Annotated in this window: 13 protein-coding genes and 1 riboswitch; of the genes, 3 read left to right on the top strand and 10 right to left on the bottom strand. The window is 72.2% G+C overall.

Annotated features, from left to right (window positions below; all coding sequences use genetic code 11):
• Positions 1-45: 45 nt before the first annotated feature.
• Genes BGK67_RS27150 through cobG form a run of 3 tightly spaced genes read right to left on the bottom strand, consistent with a single transcriptional unit; the run spans position 46 to position 3,532 of the window.
• A complete protein-coding gene (locus BGK67_RS27150; protein ID WP_069922536.1) occupies positions 46-1,554 on the bottom strand; it encodes a precorrin-2 C(20)-methyltransferase in 1,509 nt (502 codons plus the stop codon).
• Positions 1,551-2,198, bottom strand: a complete 648-nt coding sequence (locus BGK67_RS27145; protein WP_069922535.1) for a precorrin-8X methylmutase — start codon at positions 2,196-2,198, stop codon at positions 1,551-1,553. Before BGK67_RS27145 ends, BGK67_RS27150 begins: the two co-directional genes overlap by 4 nt.
• The gene (gene cobG, locus BGK67_RS27140) at positions 2,195-3,532 is read right to left on the bottom strand and encodes a precorrin-3B synthase (protein WP_069922534.1); all 1,338 of its coding nucleotides are present in this window, start codon (positions 3,530-3,532) and stop codon (positions 2,195-2,197) included. Before cobG ends, BGK67_RS27145 begins: the two co-directional genes overlap by 4 nt.
• 439 nt (positions 3,533-3,971) lie before the next feature.
• Positions 3,972-4,077, top strand: a riboswitch (cobalamin riboswitch).
• 53 nt (positions 4,078-4,130) lie between these two features.
• Between cobG and cobN the strand changes: the two genes are divergently transcribed.
• From cobN to BGK67_RS27125, 3 genes are all read left to right on the top strand, one after another.
• Positions 4,131-7,778 (top strand): cobaltochelatase subunit CobN, encoded by a 3,648-nt coding sequence (gene cobN / locus BGK67_RS27135; protein WP_069922533.1) that lies wholly within the window; start codon positions 4,131-4,133, stop codon positions 7,776-7,778.
• Positions 7,779-8,467: 689 nt separating this feature from the next.
• Positions 8,468-10,495, top strand: a complete 2,028-nt coding sequence (locus BGK67_RS27130; protein WP_069922532.1) for an ABC transporter ATP-binding protein — start codon at positions 8,468-8,470, stop codon at positions 10,493-10,495.
• A 113-nt stretch (positions 10,496-10,608) separates the two neighbouring features.
• Positions 10,609-12,825 (top strand): terpene synthase family protein, encoded by a 2,217-nt coding sequence (locus tag BGK67_RS27125; RefSeq protein WP_069922531.1) that lies wholly within the window; start codon positions 10,609-10,611, stop codon positions 12,823-12,825.
• Between the two features lie 121 nt (positions 12,826-12,946).
• On the opposite strand, the gene BGK67_RS27120 is transcribed toward BGK67_RS27125, so the two are convergent.
• The 7 genes from BGK67_RS27120 to BGK67_RS27090 all read right to left on the bottom strand — a co-directional run bounded on the left by BGK67_RS27120 (position 12,947) and on the right by BGK67_RS27090 (position 22,653).
• The gene (locus BGK67_RS27120; RefSeq protein ID WP_069924135.1) at positions 12,947-14,179 is read right to left on the bottom strand and encodes a GNAT family N-acetyltransferase; all 1,233 of its coding nucleotides are present in this window, start codon (positions 14,177-14,179) and stop codon (positions 12,947-12,949) included.
• 142 nt (positions 14,180-14,321) lie between these two features.
• Complete coding sequence (locus tag BGK67_RS27115; RefSeq protein WP_069922530.1) at positions 14,322-15,569, bottom strand: YncE family protein; 1,248 nt, start codon at positions 15,567-15,569, stop codon at positions 14,322-14,324.
• Between the two features lie 129 nt (positions 15,570-15,698).
• The gene (locus BGK67_RS27110) at positions 15,699-16,871 is read right to left on the bottom strand and encodes an XdhC family protein (RefSeq protein ID WP_069922529.1); all 1,173 of its coding nucleotides are present in this window, start codon (positions 16,869-16,871) and stop codon (positions 15,699-15,701) included.
• An 81-nt stretch (positions 16,872-16,952) separates the two neighbouring features.
• Positions 16,953-18,416: an NCS2 family permease gene (locus BGK67_RS27105; RefSeq protein ID WP_069922528.1), complete on the bottom strand. Its 1,464-nt coding sequence runs from the start codon at positions 18,414-18,416 to the stop codon at positions 16,953-16,955.
• Positions 18,417-18,737: 321 nt separating this feature from the next.
• The gene (gene pucD / locus BGK67_RS27100) at positions 18,738-21,143 is read right to left on the bottom strand and encodes a xanthine dehydrogenase subunit D (protein ID WP_069922527.1); all 2,406 of its coding nucleotides are present in this window, start codon (positions 21,141-21,143) and stop codon (positions 18,738-18,740) included.
• A gap of 2 nt (positions 21,144-21,145) precedes the next feature.
• Positions 21,146-21,754, bottom strand: a complete 609-nt coding sequence (locus BGK67_RS27095; protein ID WP_069922526.1) for a (2Fe-2S)-binding protein — start codon at positions 21,752-21,754, stop codon at positions 21,146-21,148.
• Positions 21,755-21,756: 2 nt separating this feature from the next.
• Positions 21,757-22,653 carry an FAD binding domain-containing protein gene (locus BGK67_RS27090; RefSeq protein WP_069922525.1) on the bottom strand — a complete coding sequence of 299 codons (897 nt, stop codon included), beginning with the start codon at positions 22,651-22,653 and terminating at the stop codon, positions 21,757-21,759.
• Between the last annotated feature and the right edge of the window lie 243 nt (positions 22,654-22,896).

Raw genomic sequence — 22,896 nt, 5'->3', positions numbered from 1 at the left:
CGCCCCGCACCCCTGGTCACGCATACCGGCGGCCCGAACTCCGGGTCACGGGTACCGGCGCGGCGTCCACGTGATCCGGGAGCCGTCGGCCCGTTCGGTGACCCGCGTCTGCGAGGAGCCGACCAGCAGGAGCGTGCGCATGTCCACCTCGGACGGCTCCAGTTCGGCGAGCGTCACGATCCGCACCGACTGCTCCGGCCCGCCCACGTCCCGTGCCACGACCACCGGGGTCTCGGGCGCGCGCAGTTCCAGCAGCAGTTCGCGGGCCTGCGCCACCTGCCAGGTCCGGCTGCGCGAGCCGGGGTTGTACAGGGCGAGCACCAGGTCCGCCGAGGCGGCCGCGCGCAGCCGCTCCGCGATGACCTCCCACGGCTTGAGCCGGTCCGAGAGGGAGATGGTGGCGTAGTCGTGGCCGAGCGGCGCGCCGGCCGCGGCGGCCGCCGCGTTGGCCGCGGTCACCCCCGGCAGGACCCGTACGGGCACGTCCTTGTACTCGGCCTGCGCCGCTACCTCCAGCACCGCCGTGGCCATGGCGAACACCCCGGGGTCGCCGCCGGAGACCACCGCCACCCGCCGGCCGCGCCGGGCGAGGTCGAGGGCGAACTCGGCGCGCTCGGACTCCACCTTGTTGTCGGAGCCGTGCCGGATCTGGCCCGGCCTGACCGGGACCCGGTCCAGATAGGTGGTGTACCCCACGAGCACCTCGGCGTCGGCCAGCGCCCGCCGCGTATCGGGGGTCAGCCACAGCGGCCCGGCGGGGCCGGTGCCGACGACGGCGACCTCGCCGGGCCCGGACGGCACGCTGCCCGGGTTGCCGATCCGGCTCGGCACGACGGCGACCGCGAAGTACGGCACGGACTGCGGGTCGGTGTCCGCCAGGACCCCGGTCCGCTCGCCGGCCATGGTGGCGCGCTCGACGTAGCGGGCCTCGGCCAGCCGGCCGCTGCGCTCCATCGCCCCGCGCACGGCGGGGAAGGTCCGGCCGAGCTTCATCACGACCGCCGAGTCGGTGGCCGCCAGGCGGGCGGTGAGCTCCTCCTCGGGCAGGGTGCCGGGGAGGATGGTCAGCACCTCCTCGCCCTCCACGAGCGGGGTGCCGAGGCGGGCGGCGGCGGCGCTGACGGAGGTGACGCCGGGGATCACCTCGGTCTCGTACCGGTGCGCGAGCCGCTTGTGCATGTGCATGTACGAGCTGTAGAAGAGCGGATCGCCCTCCGCGAGCACGGCGACGGTCCGGCCGGCGTCGAGGTGCGCGGCGAGCCGGGCGGCGGCGGATTCGTAGAACTCCTCCATCGCGCCCTGGTAGCCGCCCGGGTGGTCGGTGGTCTCGGTGGTGACCGGGTAGACCAGCGGCTCCTCGATGTGGCTCTCGCGCAGGTGCTTCGCCGCGATCGACCGGGCGATGGACCGCCCGTGCCGCGCGCTGTGGTAGGCGACGACGTCCGCCTCGCCGATCACCTCGACGGCCCGCAGCGTCATCAGGTTCGGATCGCCGGGCCCCAGCCCCACCCCGTACAGCCGCCCAGTGGCCTCCGCCGCGCCGATCCCGCTCATTCGGCCACGCTCGCGATGGCGTTGACCGCGGCGGCGGCGATGGCGCTGCCGCCGCGACGGCCGCGCACGATCAGGTGGTCGAGGCCGGAGGGGTGCGCCGCGAGGGCGTCCTTGGACTCCGCGGCACCGATGAAGCCGACGGGCACGCCGATGACGGCGGCCGGGCGCGGGGCACCCTCCTCGATCATCTCGAGCAGCCGGAACAGCGCGGTCGGGGCATTGCCGACGGCGATCACGGAGCCCTCCAACAAGCCCCGGTCGCGCCAGACTTCGAGAGCGGCGGCGCTGCGCGTGGTACCCATCTTCGCCGCGAGCTCGGGCACGGCCGGGTCCGAAAGGGTGCAGATCACCTCGTTGTCGGCGGGCAGCCGCTTGCGGGTGACTCCGCTGGCGACCATCTGCACGTCGCACAGGATGGGCGCACCGGCGGTGAGCGCGGCACGCGCCCGCAGCACCACCTCGGGCGTGTACCCGAGGTCCTGGGGCAGGTCGGTCATTCCGCACGCGTGAATCATGCGCACCGCGACCTGGGCGACGGAGGCGGGCAGCCCCGAGAGGTCCGCCTCGGCGCGGATCGTGGCAAAGGACTGGCGGTAGATCGCGGCGCCGTCCTTCTCGTACTCAAACACTCTGTACTCGCTCATTTCTTCACTGCGTCTTCGGAATCTGCGGAATCTGCGGAACCTGGAGTGCCGGTGCGTGCGGCGGTGAGGGCCGCCGCCAGGTCGGCCCGGTGCGGCAGGGCCTGCCCGTGGACGGACAGCCGGTAGCCGTCGTGCGTGGCGAGCACGTCGACCCACCGCGTCCCGCGCGGGTGTCCGCAGCGGCGCTCGCAGCCGGACCAGTGCACGGGCAGCGGACCGCGGGCCCGCTGTACGACGGCCCGCGCGTCGGCGCGTACGTCGGCGAGGGACTTCGCGCAACCGGGCTGTCCGGTACAGGCGGTGACGGACTGCCAGGGGCTGTCGGGGGACACGACCAGTCCGGCGTTCTCGAGTCGCGCCGGGCCGCCGGCCGGCGGACGCAGGGGAGCGTCGGGAAGCACGATGCTGCGCCACGGGGTGATGCGCAGTCCGCGGTCGCGGTCGGCGACCTGTACGAGCACCCGCCACTGTTCGGAGCTGAGCCGGCCCAGCGGGGACAGGACGCACAGGGTGCCGCGCGGGCCGGTGCCCCCGGACCGCGGCCGCGGCGGGGGGGAGTACGGCCAGGCCACGTCGCGGACCCGTGCCGCGCCGATCCCGGCGGCGGCCAGACGGGCGGCGAACTCGGCTTCGTCCAGGGCGTGTTCGGGAGGAAGCTCGCGTACCCGCCAGGCCCGGGTGCCGGCGGCGTCCGCGGCGTCGAGGAAGTACTCGGCGGCGAGCAGGGCGGCCCGCGGGGCGTCCTGCGCGGCCACCGACACGGCTCCGGCGGCCGGCCCGAGCCGCACCAGCGCCCGGCCCCGCGGCCCGCCGCCGAGCACGGTCACGTCCGGCTCCAGGGCGGCCACGTCCCCGCGCCCGTCGTCGAAGGCGAAGAGGAACCGGCCGGACAGGGCGGTGACCCGCTCGTTCGCGCACAGCAGCCGGTCCAGCGCGGCGACCCAGGGCAGCACGTCGGGCCGCCCTGGATGCCCGTCACCCGACATCGGCGTGGCCACGATGTTGCGCACCCGCTCGTGGCCGGGCGCGGGCAGCAGCCCGGCGGCGTCCAGCAGCTCCGCGAGCCCGGCGCCGCATCCCTCGGCGAGGCCGCGCAGCTGCACGTTCCCCCGCGAGGTGAGCTCCAGGTGCCCGTCCCCGAACCGGTCGGCGGCCCGCGCCAGCAGGGCGGCCTGGTCGACGGTCAGCACCCCGCCGGGTATCCGGACCCGCGCGAGGAACCCGTCGTCGGCCGCGTGCAGCCGCAGCGCACCGGGGCAGGCGTCACCGCGCTCCCGTATGACGGGCTCGTCCCGCGACGCGGCGGCTGGGGGCTGTGGCATGGCGGCGAGCATACCCACGATTCCCCCACCCCGACCTGTGTCCGTCACCACCCCACCCCCTCCGACCAGCCAACTCCGGACACCCGCTTCCACCCAACCAGTCCGAGCCCAGCCAATCCAGCCCCGCCTGCGCTTGAGGCGCGGGGGCCCGGGGGCAGAGCCCCCGCAACGGCGCCGCACCCCCCCACCCGCCCCCCGCCACCAGTCCGAGCCCGGCCAAACCAGCCCCGCCTGCGCTTGAGGCGCGGGGGCCCGGGGGCAGAGCCCCCGCAACGGCGCCGCACCCGCCCCCCCGCTCCGGCCAATCCAGCCCCGCCGGCGTTTGAGGCGCGGGGCCCGGGGGCAGAGCCCCGGCAACGGCGCCGCATGCGAACACCCCCGCCCCACCCCCGGGGACGGACCCGGCACCGGCCCCCTAGGATGATCCCCGGCGGCGCCACACGGCCCGCCATCGCCGAGGACGGCGACATGGGAGGAAGCCCGGTGCGAATCCGGCGCGGTCCCGCCACTGTGAACCCCGCGGAGCGACACCCGCGACCGGGGTGAGTCAGGAACTCCCGCTGTCCTCACTGCCCGGGGCGCGGAAACCCCGAGGAAGGCCTGCCGCCGCATGATCCTGCTGCTGTCGACGTCCGACACCGATCTGCTCAGCGCTCGCGCCGCGACCACGGCGGACGGCCCCGTCCCCTACCGCTTCGCGAACCCCTCCCGCCTTCCCCTCGACGACCTCCCCGGCCTCCTCGACGGCGTCGACCTGGTCGTCGTACGCCTTCTCGGCGGCCTCCGCGCCTGGCAGGAGGGCCTGGACCTCCTCCTCGACCCCGAACAGACCCGCCCCGTGGTGGTCCTGACCGGTGAACAGGCCCCGGACGCCCAGCTGATGGAGGCCTCCACGGTGCCGATCGGCATCGCGGCCGAGGCGCACGGCTACCTCGCGCACGGCGGCCCCGCCAACCTCGACCAGCTGGCCCGGTTCCTCTCCGACACGGTCCTGCTCACCGGCCACGGCTTCGAGCCGCCCGCCGCGTCCCCCACCTGGGGCCCCTTGGAGCGCACCGCCCGGCAGACCGCCGGCCCGCAGACCGCCGGCCCGCAGGCCGCCGGCCCCAAGGTCGCCGTGCTCTACTACCGCGCGCACCAGATGAGCGGCAACACCGCCTTCGTGCACGCCCTCTGCGACGCCATCGAGGCTCACGGCGGCCGGCCCCTCCCCCTCTACGTCTCCTCCCTGCGCACCCCGGAGCCGGAGCTCCTCTCCGCGCTGACCGGGGTCGACGCGGTCATCACCACGGTCCTCGCGGCCGGCGGCACCCGCCCCGCCACCGCGTCCGCCGGCGGTGACGACGAGTCCTGGGACGCCGGCGCCCTCGCCGCCCTCGGCGTGCCGATCCTCCAGGCCCTGTGCCTGACCGGTTCCCGTTCCGCCTGGGAGGACAACGACGAGGGCCTGTCCCCCCTCGACGCCGCAACCCAGGTCGCCGTACCGGAGTTCGACGGCCGTCTGATCACCGTCCCGTTCTCCTTCAAGGAGCTCGACGAGGACGGCCTGCCCGCCTACGTGGCCGACCCCGAGCGGGCCGCCCGGGTCGCGGGGATCGCCGTACGCCACGCGCGCCTGCGCCACATCGACCGCCGCGACAAGAAGATCGCCCTGGTCCTCTCCGCGTACCCCACCAAGCACTCCCGCATCGGCAACGCGGTCGGCCTGGACACCCCGGCCAGCGCCGTCGAGCTGCTGCGCACCCTCATCGCCGAGGGTTACGACTTCGGTCCCGTACCCCAGATCCCCGGCCTGGTCTCGGGCGACGGCGACGAGCTGATCCGCGCCCTGATCGAGGCCGGCGGCCACGACCAGGACTGGCTCACCGAGGAGCAGCTGGCCCGCAACCCGGTCCGCATCCCGGCGGCCGACTACAAGCGCTGGTTCGCCGAGCTGCCCGCCGACCTCCGCGCGAGCGTCGAGGAGCACTGGGGCGAGGCGCCCGGCTCGATGTTCGTCGACAAGTCCGCGAACCCGGAGGGCGACATCGTCCTGGCCGCCCTGCGCCGCGGCAACCTGCTGATCCTCATCCAGCCCCCGCGCGGCTTCGGCGAGAACCCGATCGCGATCTACCACGACCCGGACCTGCCTCCCTCGCACCACTACCTGGCCGCGTACCGCTGGATCCAGGCGCGCACCGAGGACGGCGGCTTCGGCGCCGACGCGATGATCCACCTGGGCAAGCACGGCAACCTGGAGTGGCTCCCGGGCAAGAACGCGGGCCTCTCCGCGTCCTGCGCACCCGACGCGGCGCTCGGCGACCTCCCCCTCATCTACCCGTTCCTGGTCAACGACCCGGGCGAGGGCACCCAGGCCAAGCGCCGCGTGCACGCCACGCTCATCGACCACCTCGTCCCGCCCATGGCGCGCGCCGAGTCGTACGGCGACATCGCCCGCCTGGAACAGCACCTCGACGAGTACGCCCAGATCTCCGCGATGGACCCGGCGAAGCTCCCGGCCATCCGCGCGCAGATCTGGACCCTGATCCAGGCGGCGAAGCTCGACCACGACCTGGGTCTGGACGAACGCCCCGACGACGACGGCTTCGACGACTTCCTGCTGCACGTCGACGGCTGGCTGTGCGAGGTCAAGGACGCCCAGATCCGCGACGGCCTGCACGTCCTCGGCGGCGCCCCGGCCGGCGAGGCCCGCGTCAACCTGGTCCTGGCCATCCTGCGCGCCCGCCAGATCTGGGGCGGTACGACGGCCCTGCCGGGCCTGCGCGAGGCGCTCGGCCTCGACGAGTCGGCGCCCACCCGGACCTCGGCGGACGCCGTCGAGGAGCAGGCCCGCGCCCTGGTCCAGGCGATGGAGGACGCGAACTGGTCGCCGGACGCCGTGGCCGCGGTCGCGCGCGACCACTCCGCGGACGTCGCGGCGGTGCTGTCCTTCGCCGCCCGCGAGGTGGTCCCCCGCCTGGCCGGCACCACGGACGAGATCGCCCACGTCGTCTCGGCCCTGGACGGCTCGTTCATCCCGGCGGGCCCCTCCGGCTCCCCGCTGCGCGGCCTGGTCAACGTCCTTCCGACGGGCCGCAACTTCTACTCGGTGGACCCCAAGGCCGTCCCCTCCCGGCTGGCCTGGGAGACGGGGCAGGCCCTCGCGGAGTCCCTCCTGACCCGCTACCGCACGGACAACGGCGAGTGGCCGGCGTCCGTCGGCCTGTCCCTGTGGGGCACGAGCGCGATGCGCACCGCGGGCGACGACGTGGCGGAGGCGATGTCCCTGCTCGGCATCCGCCCGGTCTGGGACGAGGCCTCGCGCCGCGTGACCGGCCTGGAAGCCATCCCCCTCGCCGAGCTCGGCCGGCCCCGCATCGACGTCACCCTGCGCATCTCGGGCTTCTTCCGCGACGCGTTCCCGCACGTCATCGGCCTCCTGGACGACGCGGTCCGGCTGGCGGCGTCCCTCGACGAGCCGGCGGACCAGAACTTCATCCGCGCCCACGCCCAGGCGGACCTCGCCGTCCACGGTGACGAACGCCGCGCCACGACCCGTATCTTCGGCTCCCGCCCCGGCACCTACGGCGCGGGCATCCTCCAGCTGATCGACTCCCGCGACTGGCGCACGGACGCCGACCTCGCGGAGGTCTACACGGTCTGGGGCGGCTACGCGTACGGCCGGGGCCTGGAGGGCCGCCCGGCCCGCGACGAGATGGAAACGGCCTACAAGCGCATCACGGTGGCCGCGAAGAACACGGACACCCGCGAGCACGACATCGCGGACTCGGACGACTACTTCCAGTACCACGGCGGCATGGTGGCGACGGTCCGCGCCCTGCGCGGCACGGCCCCGGAGGCGTACATCGGCGACTCCACCCGCCCGGAAACGGTCAAGACCCGCACCCTGGTCGAGGAGACCTCGCGCGTCTTCCGCGCCCGCGTGGTGAACCCCAAGTGGATCGAGGCGATGCGCCGCCACGGCTACAAGGGCGCCTTCGAGCTCGCGGCCACGGTCGACTACCTCTTCGGCTACGACGCCACCACGGGCGTGGTCGCGGACTGGATGTACGACAAGCTCACCGAGACGTACGTCCTGGACCCGGAGAACCGCGCCTTCCTCGAAGAGGCCAACCCGTGGGCCCTGCACGGCATCGCGGAACGCCTCCTCGAGGCCGAGTCCCGCGGCATGTGGGAGAAGCCGGACCCGCAAATCCTCGAATCCCTCCGCCAGGTCTACCTGGACACCGAGGGCAACCTGGAGGGCGAAGCGGAGTAGCCCCTCCACACGGTCCGGATGGCCATTCCGGCGGCTGCCGCCGGATCCCGCTGATCAAGAAATTCATCGCGGAGCACGAGACGGTGACGAACGCGGCGGGCGCCGCCCTCCGCGCCCTGGACGCCGGATCCGCCCCGCGCGCCGGCTCCCTGCTCTCGACGATCACGGCCGTCCTCCTCGCCCCCCGGAAGGGCGAGGAGGACGGCCTATTTCGCGGCCTCCCCCGCCGCCCTCACGGGCGACGACTGGAACCACGCCGTCAAGGCCTGGCAATCAGCCCGCCCCGACGCGAACTCCGCCCGGCGAGCTGAGCTTCGCCCGCTGCCCGGCCGGTCCGGGTCCCAGCCCGAGAAGCGCCACGGCAGCCCCACGGGCCACGGCCGAACCAGCGCTCCCAGAGGCGGGGGACGCGGCACCGTGCGCGGGCCCGCGCAATCCCTCGAACGGGGTCATGCCCACCTCAGAGTGGTTCGAACGCCGCGTCACGGCGCCTGGTCCGCCCGCCCCTTGGGGTCCGCCCGAACACCGCAACTCTGTGCGGGCGTTCGCCCCCGCAGGACCGTGACGTGCCTCTGAGCAGCCACGTTCTTGCCGTCGTCAGTTCGCGGCCGCGGCACCTCGGGAGGAATCTTGCGATTCGTGCACGTTCATGTGGCGTTCGACCCGGCAGTGGGCGGGGGTGGCCGCGGATGAGGCTTCGCGTGCGGCTCCTCAAGCGGCCGGCGGCCGCCGATCCGGCCGTCTCCGAGAGTGAGCGGCGGCTGTTCGGCGGGCCCCTGCGCTACGACGCCGGCTGGGCCAACCACGAGTACGCCCAACTGGAGAGCCGGCTCCTGACCACCCTGCGCTCCATGCCGCGGATGGCCGGCGGGACGCTGCGGCTCGCGTGGGACACCGACCGGCGCGCCCTGCTCACCGTCGCCTTCGCCGAGGCCGGGCAGGGGGTCACCTCCGCCGCCGGGCTGCTCGTCCTGAGCCGGGTGCTGCGTACGCTGTTCGGCGCGGGCAGCGCCGCCGACCGGCTGCACGCCGCCCTGCCCGCGCTCGCCGCGGGTGCGCTGGTCGCCGTACTGGGAGCCGTACTGGCCTCCTGGTCCACCGCGGCCGCCGGGCGCCTGGAGCCCAAGGTGGAGCGGGCCGCGCACGAGCAGTACCTGAAGGCCGCCGTCGAGGTGGAGCTCGAGGCCATCGAGGACGGGGAGTTCCGGCGGCTGCTCGACAGCGCCCAGTGGGGCCCGCCCTCGGCCCGCCGGACCGTCGGGGCCTGCGTGGCGACCCTCGGCGGGCTGATCTCGCTGGTCGCCACCGCCGGAGTGCTCACCGTGCTGCACCCGCTGCTGCTGCCGATGCTGCTGCTCATCGCCGCGCCCCGCGGCTGGGGCGCGATGCGGGTGGCGCAGCGGCGCTACCTGTCCATGATGACCTGGGTGGAGCACGTCCGCGCCGCCCGGCTCATCGGCCAGCTGCTGATCTCCCGTACGTCGGCCCCCGAGGTACGGGTGCACGGAGTCGGGCGCTACCTCCTCGGCCACTACCGCAACATGGCCGAGCACGCCGAGGGCGAGGCCACCCGCCTCGCCCGGGACAAGGCCGCTACCGAGCTGCTCGCCGCCGCCCTGTCCGGCGTCGCCGCCCTCGTCACCTACACGGCGATGGGCCTGCTGATCGTCACCGGCCGGATGGACCTCGCCGTCGCCGGCACCGCCGTGATCGCGGTGCGCACCGGCTCGGCGAGCCTGGGCGCCCTCGTCGCCACCACCAACACCCTGCACGAGGAGTCCCTGTACGTCAGGGACCTGGAGCGGTTCGTCGCCGAGGCGGGCCGCCGTGCTGTCCCGTCCGGCGGGGTGCCGCTGCCCGAGCGGCTCGGCACGCTCAGGCTCGAGGACGTCTCCTTCCGCTACCCGGACCGCGACGAGCCCGCCCTGAGCGGGGTCAGCCTCACCATCGAGGCGGGCACCGTCACCGCGCTGGTCGGCGAGAACGGCTCCGGCAAGAGCACCCTGGTCAAACTCCTCGCCGGGCTGCACCTGCCCGACACCGGTGCGCTGACCTGGGACGGGGTGGACGTACGGGAGGCCGACCGGGAGCAGGTCTTCGACCGGGTCTCGCTGCTCACCCAGGACTTCGAGCGCTGGCCGGTGACCGCCCGTACCAACATCGCCATCGGACGCCCCGCCGCCGGCGGCGAGGACGGGTCCCCGGAGCAAGCCGCCGACGTGGCGGCCGCGGCCCGGTACGCGGGCGCCGACCAGGTCGTCGAGAAGCTCCCGCACGGCTACGAGACGCTGCTCGCCCGGATGTTCAGGGGTGCCTCGGAGCTGTCCGGCGGCCAGTGGCAGAAGTTCGGGCTGGCCCGCACCCGCTTCCGCGACGCCCGCGTCCTGGTCGTGGACGAGCCCACCTCGGCGCTGGACCCGGAGGCGGAGATCGCCGCCTTCGACAGCATCCGCGGCCTGGCGGGGCCGCAGCGCGCGGTCGTCCTGGTCACCCACCGCATGTCGGGGGTGCGGTACGCCGACGTGATCTACGTGCTGCACGAGGGCCGGCTCGTCGAACGGGGCAGCCACGAGGAGCTGCTGGCCCGGGGCGGCCGCTACGCCGCCATGTTCCGGATCCAGGCCGACCAGTACGGCGACGGGGCGAAGGAGCCCGGACAGGGGGTCCCTATCCCGCGCCGGGCCGCCGCGCCGCGGAACGACCCGTCCGTCACCTGAAGCAGTGAACTCCCCCTTATCCCGAGGCCACCAGGGGTAGGGCACTGCTGATCTCGTGCGGGGGGCCGGGCCGACCGGCCCCCCGCGCCCATGGACGAAAGGCCGACCCTGCCGTGACGCAGCCGTTTCAACTGCCGGATTTCTATGTGCCTTATCCGGCCCGACTGAACCCCCACCTGGAGGACGCGAGGGTCCACACCAAGCAATGGGCGCGCGCACTCGGGATGCTGGAAGGTTCCGGCGTCTGGGAGGAGAGCGATCTCGACTCGCACGACTACGCGCTGCTGTGCGCGTACACCCACCCCGACTGTGACAGCGAGGCACTGTCCCTGGTCACCGACTGGTACGTCTGGGTGTTCTTCTTCGACGACCACTTCCTGGAGATGTACAAGCGCTCCCAGGACCGCGACGGCGCCAAGGACTACCTCGACAAGCTCGCCGCCTTCATGCCGATGGATCTGGCCGACGGCTTCCCCGAGCCCACCAACCCGGTCGAGGCGGGTCTCGCGGACCTGTGGCGGCGGACCGTTCCCGCGATGTCCGCGGACTGGAGGGAACGGTTCTCCGAATCGACGCGGAACCTCCTCAACGAGTCCATGTGGGAACTGGCCAACATCAACATCGGACGCGTCGCCAACCCGCTCGAGTACATCGAGATGCGCCGCAAGGTGGGCGGCGCGCCCTGGTCGGCCGGCCTGATCGAGTACGTCTCCGCCGAGATCCCGGCCCGTGTGGCGCACTCGCGGCCGCTCGGCGTGCTCCGCGACGCCTTCTCCGACGCCGTGCACATCAGGAACGACATCTTCTCCTACCAGCGCGAGGTCGCCGACGAGGGCGAACTCTCCAACGCCATCCTGGTGTTGGAGACCTTCCTCGGCTGCTCCACCCAGGAGGCCGCCGAGGCCTCCAACGATCTGCTCACCTCACGCCTCCAGCAGTTCGAGCAGACCGCGCTGGGCGAGCTCCCCCAGCTCTTCGCCGACCACGCCATGGACCCGGCCGAGATCGCCGCCGTCCTCGCCTACGCCAAGGGCCTGCAGGACTGGCAGTCGGGCGGCCACGAGTGGCACATGGTCTCCAGCCGCTACATGAACAAGGAGGCCCGGGCCACCGCCCCGATCACCCTGCCCTTCCTCCCGTCCGGCCTCGGCACCACCGCACTCGACCTGGGCTCCGTCTTCAACCGGCGCTCGATGGACATGCGCCGGCGCTCCTTCACCCACGTGCCGTTCGAGAAGACCGGGCCCTCCGTCATTCCCGACATCCACATGCCGCACCCGCTGAGGCTCAGCCCGCACCTGGCGCACGCCCGCGAGGCGTCGGTGGCGTGGTCCCGGCGGATGGGCCTGCTCGATCCCCAGCCGGGGGACCCGGGCTCGGCGATCTGGACCGAGGCCAAGCTCCGGGGCTACGACTTCGCGGTCTGCTCGGCCGGAATCGACCCGGACGCCACCTCTGAGGAACTGGCCCTCAGCGCCTGCTGGCTGACCTGGGGCACGTACGGGGACGACTACTACCCGGTGGTCTTCGCACAGGGCAGGAACCTGTCGGCCGCGAAGGCGGCCACGGCGCGGCTGGTCGCGATGATCCCCGTCGACCACGCCGAACAGGCGGCGCCGGTGACGGCGATGGAGCGCGCGCTGGGCGACCTGTGGGTGCGCACCAGCGCCGGCATGTCCACGGAGCAGCGCACCGAGTTCCGCGCCACGCTGGTGAGCATGCTGGAGAGCTGGGTGTGGGAGGTGGACAACCAGATCCAGAACCGCATTCCGGACCCGGTGGACTACGCGGAGATGCGCCGGCGCACCTTCGGCAGCCACCTCACGATGTACCTGTGCCGGCTGGGACACCAGGGGCGGGGGGTCCCAGAGGAGATCTACGCCTCGGGCACCATCCGGTCGCTGGAGAACGCCGTCGCGGACGCCGCCTGCCTGATCAACGACATCTTCTCCTACCAGAAGGAGGTGGAGGTCGAGGGAGAGGTCCACAACTACATCCTCGTCACACGGAACTTCTTCGACATCGGATACGCGGAGGCGCTGCACATCTGCCACTCGCTGATGACCCAGCGCACGGAGGAGTTCGAGCACATCGTCGCGAACCAGCTGCCGCTGCTCTACGACGACTGGAAGCTCGACGCGCAGGCGCGCGACGCGCTCGACGCGTACGTCGGCGAGCTGAAGGACTGGCACGCGGGCATCCTCAACTGGCACCAAAAGATCGCCCGTTACCGACCACAGGACCTGCACGCGCTGCCCGACGCGCTGTCCACCGGCGTCCTGGACTCCGCCTTCGGCATGGCGGCGTCCCGGATCTCGCTGCCGGCCTGACCCCGCGGGCCCGCCCGGCCCGGAGCACATCGGCCCGGGGGGGCCGCCTGGACCCGGAGGCGGGGACGGTCCGCTCGCCCGCCCCCGCCTCCGCGCGACTCAACTCGGCCCCCGAGGGGGCTCAGAACTCGTCGCTCGTGTGCGGCAGCAGATCCGTCCGCAGGGCCGCGTCCAGCTCCGCCGCCGCGCCGGGCGTGTGCTCGGCGACCAGCCCGGCCGCGACCAGCTCGACGACCCGGGTCCCGCCCAGGTAGCAGGCGGCGAGCTCCCGTACGTCCAGGGCCAGGTCGGGCGCCGCCCGGGCGGGTTCGTACGCGGCCCCGCCCGGGCCCGCCTTCAGCCGGAAGCGCCCGGCGTTCGCGGGCAGCCGTACGTCGGTCAGCTCCAGCACCAGTTCCACCGGCGCCGCCCAGGACCGCCGGGTCAGCGCCGCCCGTACGTCGACCAGGCGCAGCCAGAGCGCCGGGAACTGGGCGGTCACCCGCACCTGGTCCCGGTCGGCGGCGAAGTGCAGCAGCGGGTCGTCGGCCGGGCGGCACCACGCGGTGACCCGGCCGGTGAGGTCGAGGGCGGCGAGGCACTCCCACAGGGCGGCGGCGACCGCGGGGGTGTCGGCTTCCAGCTCCTCCACGCGCACGAGGCCCGGTGTGCGGACGGGCCCGCTGTCGTCCTCCGGCTTGGTGCGGTAGAGCACGTACCCGGCGATCGGCTCCCCCGGATCGCCCAGGACGATGATCCGGGGCGGGCTCAACTCCTCGTCGTCCTCCGCCTGTTCGGCCAGCCACTCGCGGCTCCAGCGTTCGGGGCTGCGGCTGGGCCGGCCGGCCCGCGCGGCGCGCGCCGCCTCGTGGAAGGCGCCGATGACGCCCTGCGCCTCGTCCGGGGCGATGAGGCGCAGCGGCCGCCGGTCCGGGGCGATGCGCAGGGGCAGCGGCCGGGTGGAGTCGATCTGGACGGTGACGCCGGTGGTGGCTCCGCCGTAGCCGAAGCGGCCGTAGATGGCGGCTTCGGAGGCCCACAGGGCGGCGAGGGGGCTGCCGGCGGCCGTGGCGCGCCGCAGCTGTTCGGCCATCAGGGCGGTGAGTACGCCGCGGCGGCGGTGGGTGGGGGCGACGGAGACGAAGGTGAGCCCGGGGCAGGGCAGGTCCGCCCCGGGGACCGAGAGCCGGAAGTCGTGCGCGGCCATGAATCCGACGAGGGTGTCGCCGTCGTAGGCGCCGATCCGCCCGCAGCGCGCGAGCAGGGCGTGGTGCCGCTCGCGGCCCTCCTTCTCGGGCCGGTCGTTGAACACCAGGTAGGCGAGCTCCAGCGCGCGGTCGATGTCGGCCTCGGGTACCTCGCGGATGTCCACCATGATCACGAGACTAATCGGTCATCGGTGGACCGGTCACCTCATAGTGGCTGGATCTGCGCGTTTGACCAGTTCGCACGGGCTGCCGCGGGGTGCGGGCGCAAGCCCGGCCGGCCTGCGCCCGCACCCCGCCGACGCGCATGCGTCACCCGTTGGCGGGACCCGTCCAGCCCTCCGGGACGTGTCCGATCCTGATGCGCTGCGGGTGGTCCCCGACGGGCACGGACACCCGCTTGGTGCCGGTGGCGAAGTCGATGGCGGTCACCCGGTCCGAGCCGCTCTCGGAGATCACGCAGGCCGAGCCGTCGCCGTCGACCGTGGCCCAGTACGGCTTGTCGGCGCTCACCAGCGGCCCTTCGGCGAGGGTGGCCCGGTCCACGACGGTCGCGTAGTCGTCCATGGTGCCCGCGATGCAGAGCTTGGTGCCGTCCGGGCTCATGGACATGCCGTGGTGGCGGGAGTCGTTGACCCAGGTGGTGCGGTCCTTGCTGGTGGCCGGGTTCTCGGGGAGGGTCTTGAGGCGGGTGATCCGGTCGGTGGCCACGTCGTACTCCAGGAACCCGTTGAAGAAGGACACCTGGAAGTAGAGCTTCGACTCGTCGGGGCTGAAGGAGACGGGGCGTACGGCGTCGGACAGGTCCCGGCGGCCGAAGGCGTCCAGCCGCTCGCGCATGTCGATCACCTTGACCGTGCGGAAGGTCTGCGTGTCCACCACCGTGATCTTCCGGTCGCCCTTCGTCCAGTCCAGCCAGGGCGCGTCCAGGGCGGTGGTCACCTCCCCGATCGAGCTGTTCCACAGGTAGCGGCCGCCGCCGGTGAAGGTGTTCTCGTGGGGCTTGTCGCCGGTGGTGAAGGAGCCGGTCTGGCGGCCGGTGGCGATGTCGAGGACGTGCACGGTGTTGGCGGTGGAGGCCGATACCGCGACCCGGGTCCCGTCGGGCGACACGGCCATGTGGTCGGCCCGGTAACCGGCCACCGGGAAGCGCCAGTTGATCCGCCCGGTCCGCAGGTCCACGGAGACGACGTCGGCGAAGCTGGGCCGCGAGGCGACGACGGCCGAGCCGTCGGGGGTGGTGTACAGGTCGTCCACGAACTGGTCGTGGCCCTCGCCGGCGGTGGCCCGGATGCCGAGGAAGAAGCCGAGCTTGACCGGGTTGAGGTAGATCTCCCGGAGCCGCTCCTCCTTGTCGGGAACGATGTTGATCCGGCCGACCTTGGCGAGATCGCCGGTGGAGGCGAGGACGTCGGCCGTCCCCTCCCAGTTGTTCCCGACGAACAGCACCTCGCGCAGGCCGTTGCCGCCGGGCGAGGCCTCCGCGGGCGCGCCGGGCGCGAGGGAGGCCAGAAGGGCGGCCGCGGCGAGCGCACCCAGGGTGCGGAGGGTACGTGACATCCGTTCAACTCCGTTGGGGGGAAGGGATGGAGAAAGCGCCTCCTGTTACCGGCGGGTAAAATAGGCGGAACGCCGAAAGGGCGCAACCCTCATGGGTCGCGCCCTTCGTCACGTACGGGATTCAGCTCTTCAAGCGACGGAGCCGATCCGGCCGATCACGCTGTCGCGGGCGCCCTGCGGATCGGGGTGGATCGGGATGTGCGCGCCGGTCAGCGCGGCGCCGCTGCCGCCTCGGCGGTTGGCGACGATCTCGGCGGCGATGGACAGCGCGGTCTCCTCCGGGGAGCGGGCGCCGAGGTCCAGGCCGATCGGGGAGCGCAGCCGGGCCAGTTCGAGCTCGGTCGCGCCGACCTCGCGGAGCCGCTTGTTGCGGTCCTCGTGGGTGCGGCGGGAGCCCATGGCGCCGACGTAGGCGACGGGAAGCCTGAGGGCCAGTTCGAGGAGCGGGACGTCGAACTTGGCGTCGTGGGTGAGCACGCACAGGACGGTGCGGCCGTCCAGCGAGCCCTCCGAGGACTGCGCCTCCAGGTAGCGGTGCGGCCAGTCGACGACGATCTCGTCCGCCTCGGGGAAGCGGGTCTTCGTAGCGAAGACCGGTCGCGCGTCGCAGACGGTGACGCGGTAGCCGAGGAACTTGCCGATGCGCACGAGGGCGGAGGCGAAGTCGATGGCGCCGAAGACGATCATCCGCGGGGCGGGGACACTGGATTCGACCAGCACCTTGAGCGGCTCTCCGCAGAGGCGGCCGTCGGCGCCGATCTCCAGCACGCCGGTCCGGCCGGCGTCGAGCATGGCGCGGGCCTCTTCGGCGATGGTGCGGTCCAGCTCGGGGTGGCCCCCGAAGCCGCCCTCCCAGGCGCCTTCGTTACGGACGAACACGGCGCGGCCCATCAGCTCGGCCGGCCCCTCGGCCACTCGGGCGACCGCCGCCGCCTCCCCACGGGCGGCGGCGGCCAGACCGGCCGCGAACACCTCCCGTACCGGAGAGCCCGCGCAGACCGGGGTGACCAGGATGTCGATGATCCCGCCGCAGGTCAGACCGACCGCGAAGGCATCGTCGTCGCTGTAGCCGAAGCGCTCGGCGACGGTCCGGCCGTCTTCGAGCGCCTGCCGGCACAGCTCGTACACCGCGCCCTCCACGCATCCGCCGGATACCGAGCCGATGGCCGTGCCCTCGCTGTCGACGGCGAGCGCGGCCCCGGGCTGCCGGGGCGCGCTGCCGCCGACCGCCACCACGGTGGCGACGGCGAAGTCACGCCCCTGCTCGACCCACCGGTTCAGTTCGTCGGCGATGTCCAGCATGGGGGCCTCCTCGGAGAGGTTCGGTTCCAGTATCGGATACGTGGAGTGCGCGGTACTTCGTACGGATCAGGCGCGGCCGGGTCAGGCGACGCCGAGCCAGCCCTCGATCGGGTGAAGCGCGAAGAACACCAGGAAGATTCCGGCCAGCGCCCACATGAAGGCGCCGATCTCACGGGCCTTGCCCTGAGCGATCTTGATGGCGACGTAGGAGATGACACCCGCGGCGACACCGGCGGTGATCGAGTAGGTGAACGGCATGATCACGACGGTCAGGAAGACCGGGATCGCGGTCGCGCTGTCGGCCCAGTCCACGTGGCGGGCGTTCTGCATCATCATCGCGCCGATGACGACCAGGGCCGCGGAGGCGACCTCGCCCGGGACGATCTGGGTGATCGGGGTGAAGAAGAGGCAGGCGGCGAAGAACAGGCCGGTGACGACGGAGGCGAGGCCTGTGCGGGCTCCCTCGCCGACGCCGGTCGCGGACTCGACGAACACGGTCTGGCCGGAGCCGCCCGCGACGCCGCCGATGGCGCCACCGGCGCCGTCGATGAACAGGGCCTTGGACAGACCCGGCATGCGGCCCTTGTCGTCGGCCAGCTTGGCCTCGGTGCCGACGCCGATGATGGTGGCCATCGCGTCGAAGAAGCCGGCGAGCACCAGGGTGAAGACGATCATGCCGACCGTCATGTAGCCGACGTCGCCCCAGCCGCCGAAGGAGACGTCGCCGAAGAGCGAGAAGTCCGGCATGGAGATCGCGGAGCCCTTGAGCTCCGGCGAGCCGTTCTTCCAGGCCTTGGGGTCGATGTCGAGGATGGCGTTGAGGATCGCGGCGAGGACCGTGCCGCCGACGATGCCGATCAGGATCGCGCCGGGCACCTTGCGGGCCTGAAGCATGAAGATGGCGATCAGGGTGATCGCGAAGAGCAGCACGGGCCAGCCGGACAGCTCACCGGTCGCGCCGAGCTGGACGGGGGGCATGAACTCCCCGCCGTTGCCGACGAACCCGGCCTTCACGAAGCCGATCAGGGCGACGAAGAGGCCGATGCCCATGGTGATGGCGTGCTTGAGCGCGAGCGGGATGGCGTTCATGATCAGCTCGCGGAGGCCGGTGACGACCAGGAGGCAGATCACGACGCCGTAGAGCACGCACATGCCCATGGCCTGCGGCCAGGTCATCTGCGGGGCCACCTGCGAGGCCAGCACACCGGACACGGAAAGACCGGCGGCGAGGGCGAGCGGCACCTTGCCGACGAAGCCCATGAGGAGCGTGGTGACGGCCGCGGCGAAGGCGGTGGCGGTGATGATCGCCGAACCGCTCATCACGGTGCCGGCGACGTCCTTGCCCGAGAGGAGCAGGGGGTTGAGAAGGAGGATGTACGCCATGGCCATGAAGGTCGTGATACCGCCACGAACCTCGTTGCCGACGTTGGATCCTCTGTGCGTTATGTGAAAGTACCGGTCGAGCCAAGAACGCCCGGCGGGGTTGCGAGAGCCGTCGCCGGCCTCTTCCGCGGTGGTCTTGGGCTCCACAGACGACTGGGTCATGGTGCCTAACTCCCAAGGTTCAAAGGGGCACCCGCATAAAGATTGGAGACGCGGGATTTGGGAAACTCCGTTGGCTGCACGACCCGGGGTGACGGCCCGAGGCGACGCGAAGGTGCACTGCGTGTACTGCGGGTAGTGCGGTGGTGACCGCTGGTACTACGTGGGGGTTCTCGCAGGGGTGCTGCGGGGTGAAGCGGACCGCGAGCGGTGCGGTACTTCGGGTACTCCGGGCGGCGCGCTGTGAAGTGTGACGTTCCCATTGCGCACCACCCGGAGAGTCTGAGGGGGGCGGGGGCCTCTCGGCCCCCGGACCACGCCGTCCTAGAGGGTCCCGGTAAGGGCTTCCGGACGGATCGGCGTCTTGTTGAGCTCCAGACCGGTCGCCTGCCGGATCGCCGCGAGGACGGCCGGGGTGGACGACAGGGTCGGGGCCTCGCCCATACCGCGCAGGCCGTACGGCGCGTTCGGGTCGGCGAGCTCCAGGACGTCGACCGGGATGGTCGGAGTGTCCAGGATGGTGGGGATCAGGTAGTCCGTGAAGGAGGGGTTGCGCACCTTCGCGGTCTTCGGGTCCACGATGATCTCCTCCATGATCGCCACGCCGAGGCCCTGGGTGGTGCCACCCTGGATCTGGCCGACCACGGAGAGCATGTTCAGGGCCTTGCCGACGTCCTGCGCGGTCGCCAACTCGACGACCTTGACCAGGCCGAGCTCGGTGTCCACCTCGACGACGGCGCGGTGCGCGGCGAAGGTGTACTGGACGTGGCCGTCGCCCTGGCCGGTCTTCAGGTCGAAGGCGACGGTCGGCCGGTGCCGGAACTCCAGCTCCAGGTCGATCGCGTCCTCGCCCTCGAGGATGTCCGCCAGGTCCGCGAGGACCTCGCCGCCGTCGGTGACGACCTTGCCGCCCTCGAGGAGCAGCTCGGCGGTCGCCCACGCGGGGTGGTAGGACCCGTTCTTGCGGCGGCCGATCTCCAGGACCTTCTCGCGGACGGCCTCGCAGGTGTTCTTCACCGCGCCACCGGTCATGTACGTCTGCCGGGAGGCGGACGTGGAACCGGCGGAGCCGACCTGGGTGTCGGCCGGGTGGATGGTCACCTGCGTGACGCCCAGCTCGGTACGGGCGATCTGCGCGTGGACGGTCACACCGCCCTGGCCGACCTCCGCCATGGCCGTGTGGACCATCGCGACGGGCTCGCCGTTGATGACCTCGAGCCGCACGCGGGCGGTGGAGTAGTCGTCGAAGCCCTCGGAGAAGCCGACGTTCTTGATGCCGACCGCGTAGCCGACACCGCGTACGACGCCCTCGCCGTGGGTGGTGTTGGAGAGGCCGCCCGGCAGCGCGCGGACATCCGCGCCCTCGCCGGCGGTCTCCCACTGGCGCTCCGGCGGCAGCGGGCGGGACTTGACCCGGCGCAGCAGCTCGGCGACCGGGGCCGGGGAGTCGACGACCTGGCCGGTGGGCATGATCGTGCCCATCTCCATGGCGTTCAGCTGGCGGAACTCGACCGGGTCCATGCCCAGCTTCGCCGCGAGCTTGTCCATCTGGGCCTCGTAGGCGAAGCAGGCCTGGACGGCGCCGAAGCCGCGCATCGCGCCACAGGGCGGGTTGTTCGTGTAGAGCGCGATGGCCTCGATGTCGACGTCTTCGACGACGTACGGGCCCACCGACAGGGAGGAGGCGTTGCCGACGACCGCCGGGGAGGCAGACGCGTAGGCGCCGCCGTCCAGGACGATCTTGCACTTCATGTGCGTGAGCTTGCCGTCCTTGGTGGCGCCGTGCTCGTAGTAGAGCTTCGCCGGGTGGCGGTGCACGTGTCCGAAGAAGGACTCGAAGCGGTTGTAGACGATCTTGACCGGCTTGTTCGTGGCCAGGGCCAGGAGGCAGGCGTGGATCTGCATCGAGATGTCCTCGCGACCGCCGAAGGCACCGCCGACGCCGGAGAGCGTCATGCGCACCTTCTCCTCGGGGAGACCGAGGACGGGGGCGATCTGCTTGAGGTCCGAGTGCAGCCACTGGGTGGCGACGTAGAGGTCGACACCGCCGTCCTCGCAGGGCACGGCCATGCCGGACTCCGGGCCGAGGAAGGCCTGGTCCTGCATGCCGAAGGTGTACTCGCCCTCGACGATCACGTCGGCGCGCTTGCGGGCCTCTTCCACGTTGCCGCGGATGATCGGCTGGCGGTGCACGATGTTCGGGTGCGGGACGTGACCGGAGTGGTGGTCGTCGCGGCCCTCGTGGATCAGCGGCGCGTCGGCGGCCAGGGCCGAGGCCTCGTCCGTGACGAGCGGCAGCTCGCGGTAGTCGATCTTGATCTTGGCGGCCGCGCGGCGGGCGGTCTCCGGGTGGTCGGCGGCCACGAGGGCGACCGGCTCACCGTGGTGGCGTACCCGGCCGTTGGCCAGCACCGGGGTGTCCTGGATCTCCAGGCCGTAGTTCTTCATCTCGGCCGGCAGGTCGTCGTACGTCAGCACCGAGTAGACGCCGGGCATGGCGAGCGCCTCGGAGATGTCGATGGACGCGATCTCGGCGTGCGCGACGGTGCTGCGCAGGGTCTGGCCCCACAGCATGTCCTCGTGCCACAGGTCCGAGGAGTAAGCGAACTCACCGGTGACCTTGAGGGTGCCGTCCGGGCGGAGCGTGGACTCGCCGATGCCGCCCTTGTTGTGCTTCTGCGTGACGTTGGTCGGCGTACCCGCCGGAACGGTGCGCGTGTTCTGAGCCATGGTCAGACCGCCTCTGCCTGACGGGCGGCCGCGAGGCGGACCGCGTCGAGGATCTTCTCGTAGCCCGTGCAGCGGCACAGGTTGCCGGACAGGGCCTCACGGATGTCCTGGTCGGAGGGGGAGGAGTTCTCCTCCAGCAGCGCGTCGGCCTGGACCAGGAGGCCCGGGGTGCAGAAGCCGCACTGGACGGCGCCGGCGTCGATGAACGCCTGCTGGATGTTGGAGAGCGCGGCGCCCTCGCCGGTCTGCGAGTCGCCCGCCGGCTTGGCCTGCCACTGCTTGGCCGCGTCCAGGGACACGCCCTTGCCGCCGCAGCCGCCGCCGGTGCCGCAGGCACCGCCGTGGCCGTGCTCCTCGCGCTGCTTGGCGAAATCCGCCAGGCCCTCGACGGTCACCACGTCACGACCCTCGACCTGACCGGCCGCGACCAGGCAGGAACAGACCGGCACGCCGTCGAGGCGGACGGTGCAGGAACCGCACTCGCCCTGCTCACAGGCGTTCTTCGAACCCGGCAGGCCCAGGCGTTCGCGCAGGACGTAGAGAAGGGACTCGCCCTCCCATACGTCGTCGGCTTCCTGCTGGCGGCCGTTGACAGTGAAATTGACGCGCATGATTACGCAGCCCCTTCAAGCGAGCGGCCGTTGCCGGTACCGCGGTACTGCTCCCAGGTCCAGACGAGCTGGCGGCGAGCCATGATGCCGACCGCGTGACGGCGGTACTTCGCCGTGCCGCGGACGTCGTCGATCGGGTTGGCCGCGCCGGAGGCGAGGTCACCGAACTGCTTGGCGATGGACGGGGTGATGACCTTGCCCGACTCCCAGAAGCCGCCCTCTTCGAGCGCGGCGTTCAGGAACTCCTCGGCGGCCTTCGCGCGGATCGGGGTCGGCGCGGCCGAACCGATGCCGGTGCGGACCGTACGGGTCTGCGGGTGCAGCGCCAGGCCGAACGCGCAGACCGCGATGACCATCGCGTTGCGGGAGCCGACCTTGGAGTACTGCTGGGGACCCTCCGCCTTCTTGATGTGGATGGTCTTGATGAGCTCGTCGGCGGCGAGCGCGTTGCGCTTGACGCCGGTGTAGAACTCGTCGATCGGGATCAGGCGAGAGCCGCGCACGGACTCCACCTCGACCTCGGCGCCCGCGGCGAGCAGCGCCGGGTGCGAGTCGCCGGCCGGCGAGGCGCAACCGAGGTTGCCGCCGACGCCGCCGCGGTTGCGGATCTGCGGGGACGCGACCGTGTGCGAGGCGAGCGCGAGACCCGGAAGCTCCGTGCGGAGGTTCTCCATGATCTGCGTGTACGGGACGGAGGCGCCCAGACGAACCACGTCCTCGCCGACCTCCCACTCCCGCAGCAGACCGATGCGGTTCAGGTCCAGGAGGTACTCCGGCCGACGGTGGTCGAAGTTGATCTCGACCATCACATCGGTGCCACCCGCAATCGGCACAGCTGTGGGGAACTCGGCCTTAGCGGCGAGCGCCTCCTCCCAGCTGGCGGGGCGAAGGAAGTCCATGTGCGGCTCTCTTCTTCTTCATCGTGTCGTTCACTTCAAGCCAGGAGGCCTAAGGGCCCTCGACTGGTCGTTCACGTGCTGTTAACGCGGTGTGGACTCAGTACACCGGCCGCCTGTCCCCCGGGTGCAGTCACCGAAACCATGAAGGAGTTGGCTGACGGCCTCCCTCGTCTTGTAGATTCGTATGAAAGGCAGGATGCGACGACCTGCCCGATTTCCAACGGCAACATTCGAGACAGATCG

Origin of the sequence: Streptomyces subrutilus, assembly GCF_001746425.1 — a bacterium.
In the GTDB taxonomy this organism is placed as follows: Bacteria; Actinomycetota; Actinomycetes; order Streptomycetales; family Streptomycetaceae; genus Streptomyces; species Streptomyces subrutilus_A.
The sequence above is the reverse complement of the archived record's forward strand: the minus strand, read 5'-3'. Positions and strand labels throughout refer to the sequence as shown.

Coding starts and splice junctions, on each gene's coding strand:
- BGK67_RS27145 (WP_069922535.1), bottom strand. CDS start 2,198: ATGAGCGAGTACAGAGTGTTTGAGTACGAGAAGGACGGCGCCGCGATC.
- cobN (WP_069922533.1), top strand. CDS start 4,131: ATGATCCTGCTGCTGTCGACGTCCGACACCGATCTGCTCAGCGCTCGC.
- BGK67_RS27120 (WP_069924135.1), bottom strand. CDS start 14,179: ATGGTGGACATCCGCGAGGTACCCGAGGCCGACATCGACCGCGCGCTG.
- BGK67_RS27130 (WP_069922532.1), top strand. CDS start 8,468: ATGAGGCTTCGCGTGCGGCTCCTCAAGCGGCCGGCGGCCGCCGATCCG.
- pucD (WP_069922527.1), bottom strand. CDS start 21,143: ATGGCTCAGAACACGCGCACCGTTCCGGCGGGTACGCCGACCAACGTC.
- cobG (WP_069922534.1), bottom strand. CDS start 3,532: ATGCTCGCCGCCATGCCACAGCCCCCAGCCGCCGCGTCGCGGGACGAG.
- BGK67_RS27115 (WP_069922530.1), bottom strand. CDS start 15,569: ATGTCACGTACCCTCCGCACCCTGGGTGCGCTCGCCGCGGCCGCCCTT.
- BGK67_RS27150 (WP_069922536.1), bottom strand. CDS start 1,554: ATGAGCGGGATCGGCGCGGCGGAGGCCACTGGGCGGCTGTACGGGGTG.
- BGK67_RS27090 (WP_069922525.1), bottom strand. CDS start 22,653: ATGGACTTCCTTCGCCCCGCCAGCTGGGAGGAGGCGCTCGCCGCTAAG.
- BGK67_RS27095 (WP_069922526.1), bottom strand. CDS start 21,754: ATGCGCGTCAATTTCACTGTCAACGGCCGCCAGCAGGAAGCCGACGAC.
- BGK67_RS27110 (WP_069922529.1), bottom strand. CDS start 16,871: ATGCTGGACATCGCCGACGAACTGAACCGGTGGGTCGAGCAGGGGCGT.
- BGK67_RS27105 (WP_069922528.1), bottom strand. CDS start 18,416: ATGACCCAGTCGTCTGTGGAGCCCAAGACCACCGCGGAAGAGGCCGGC.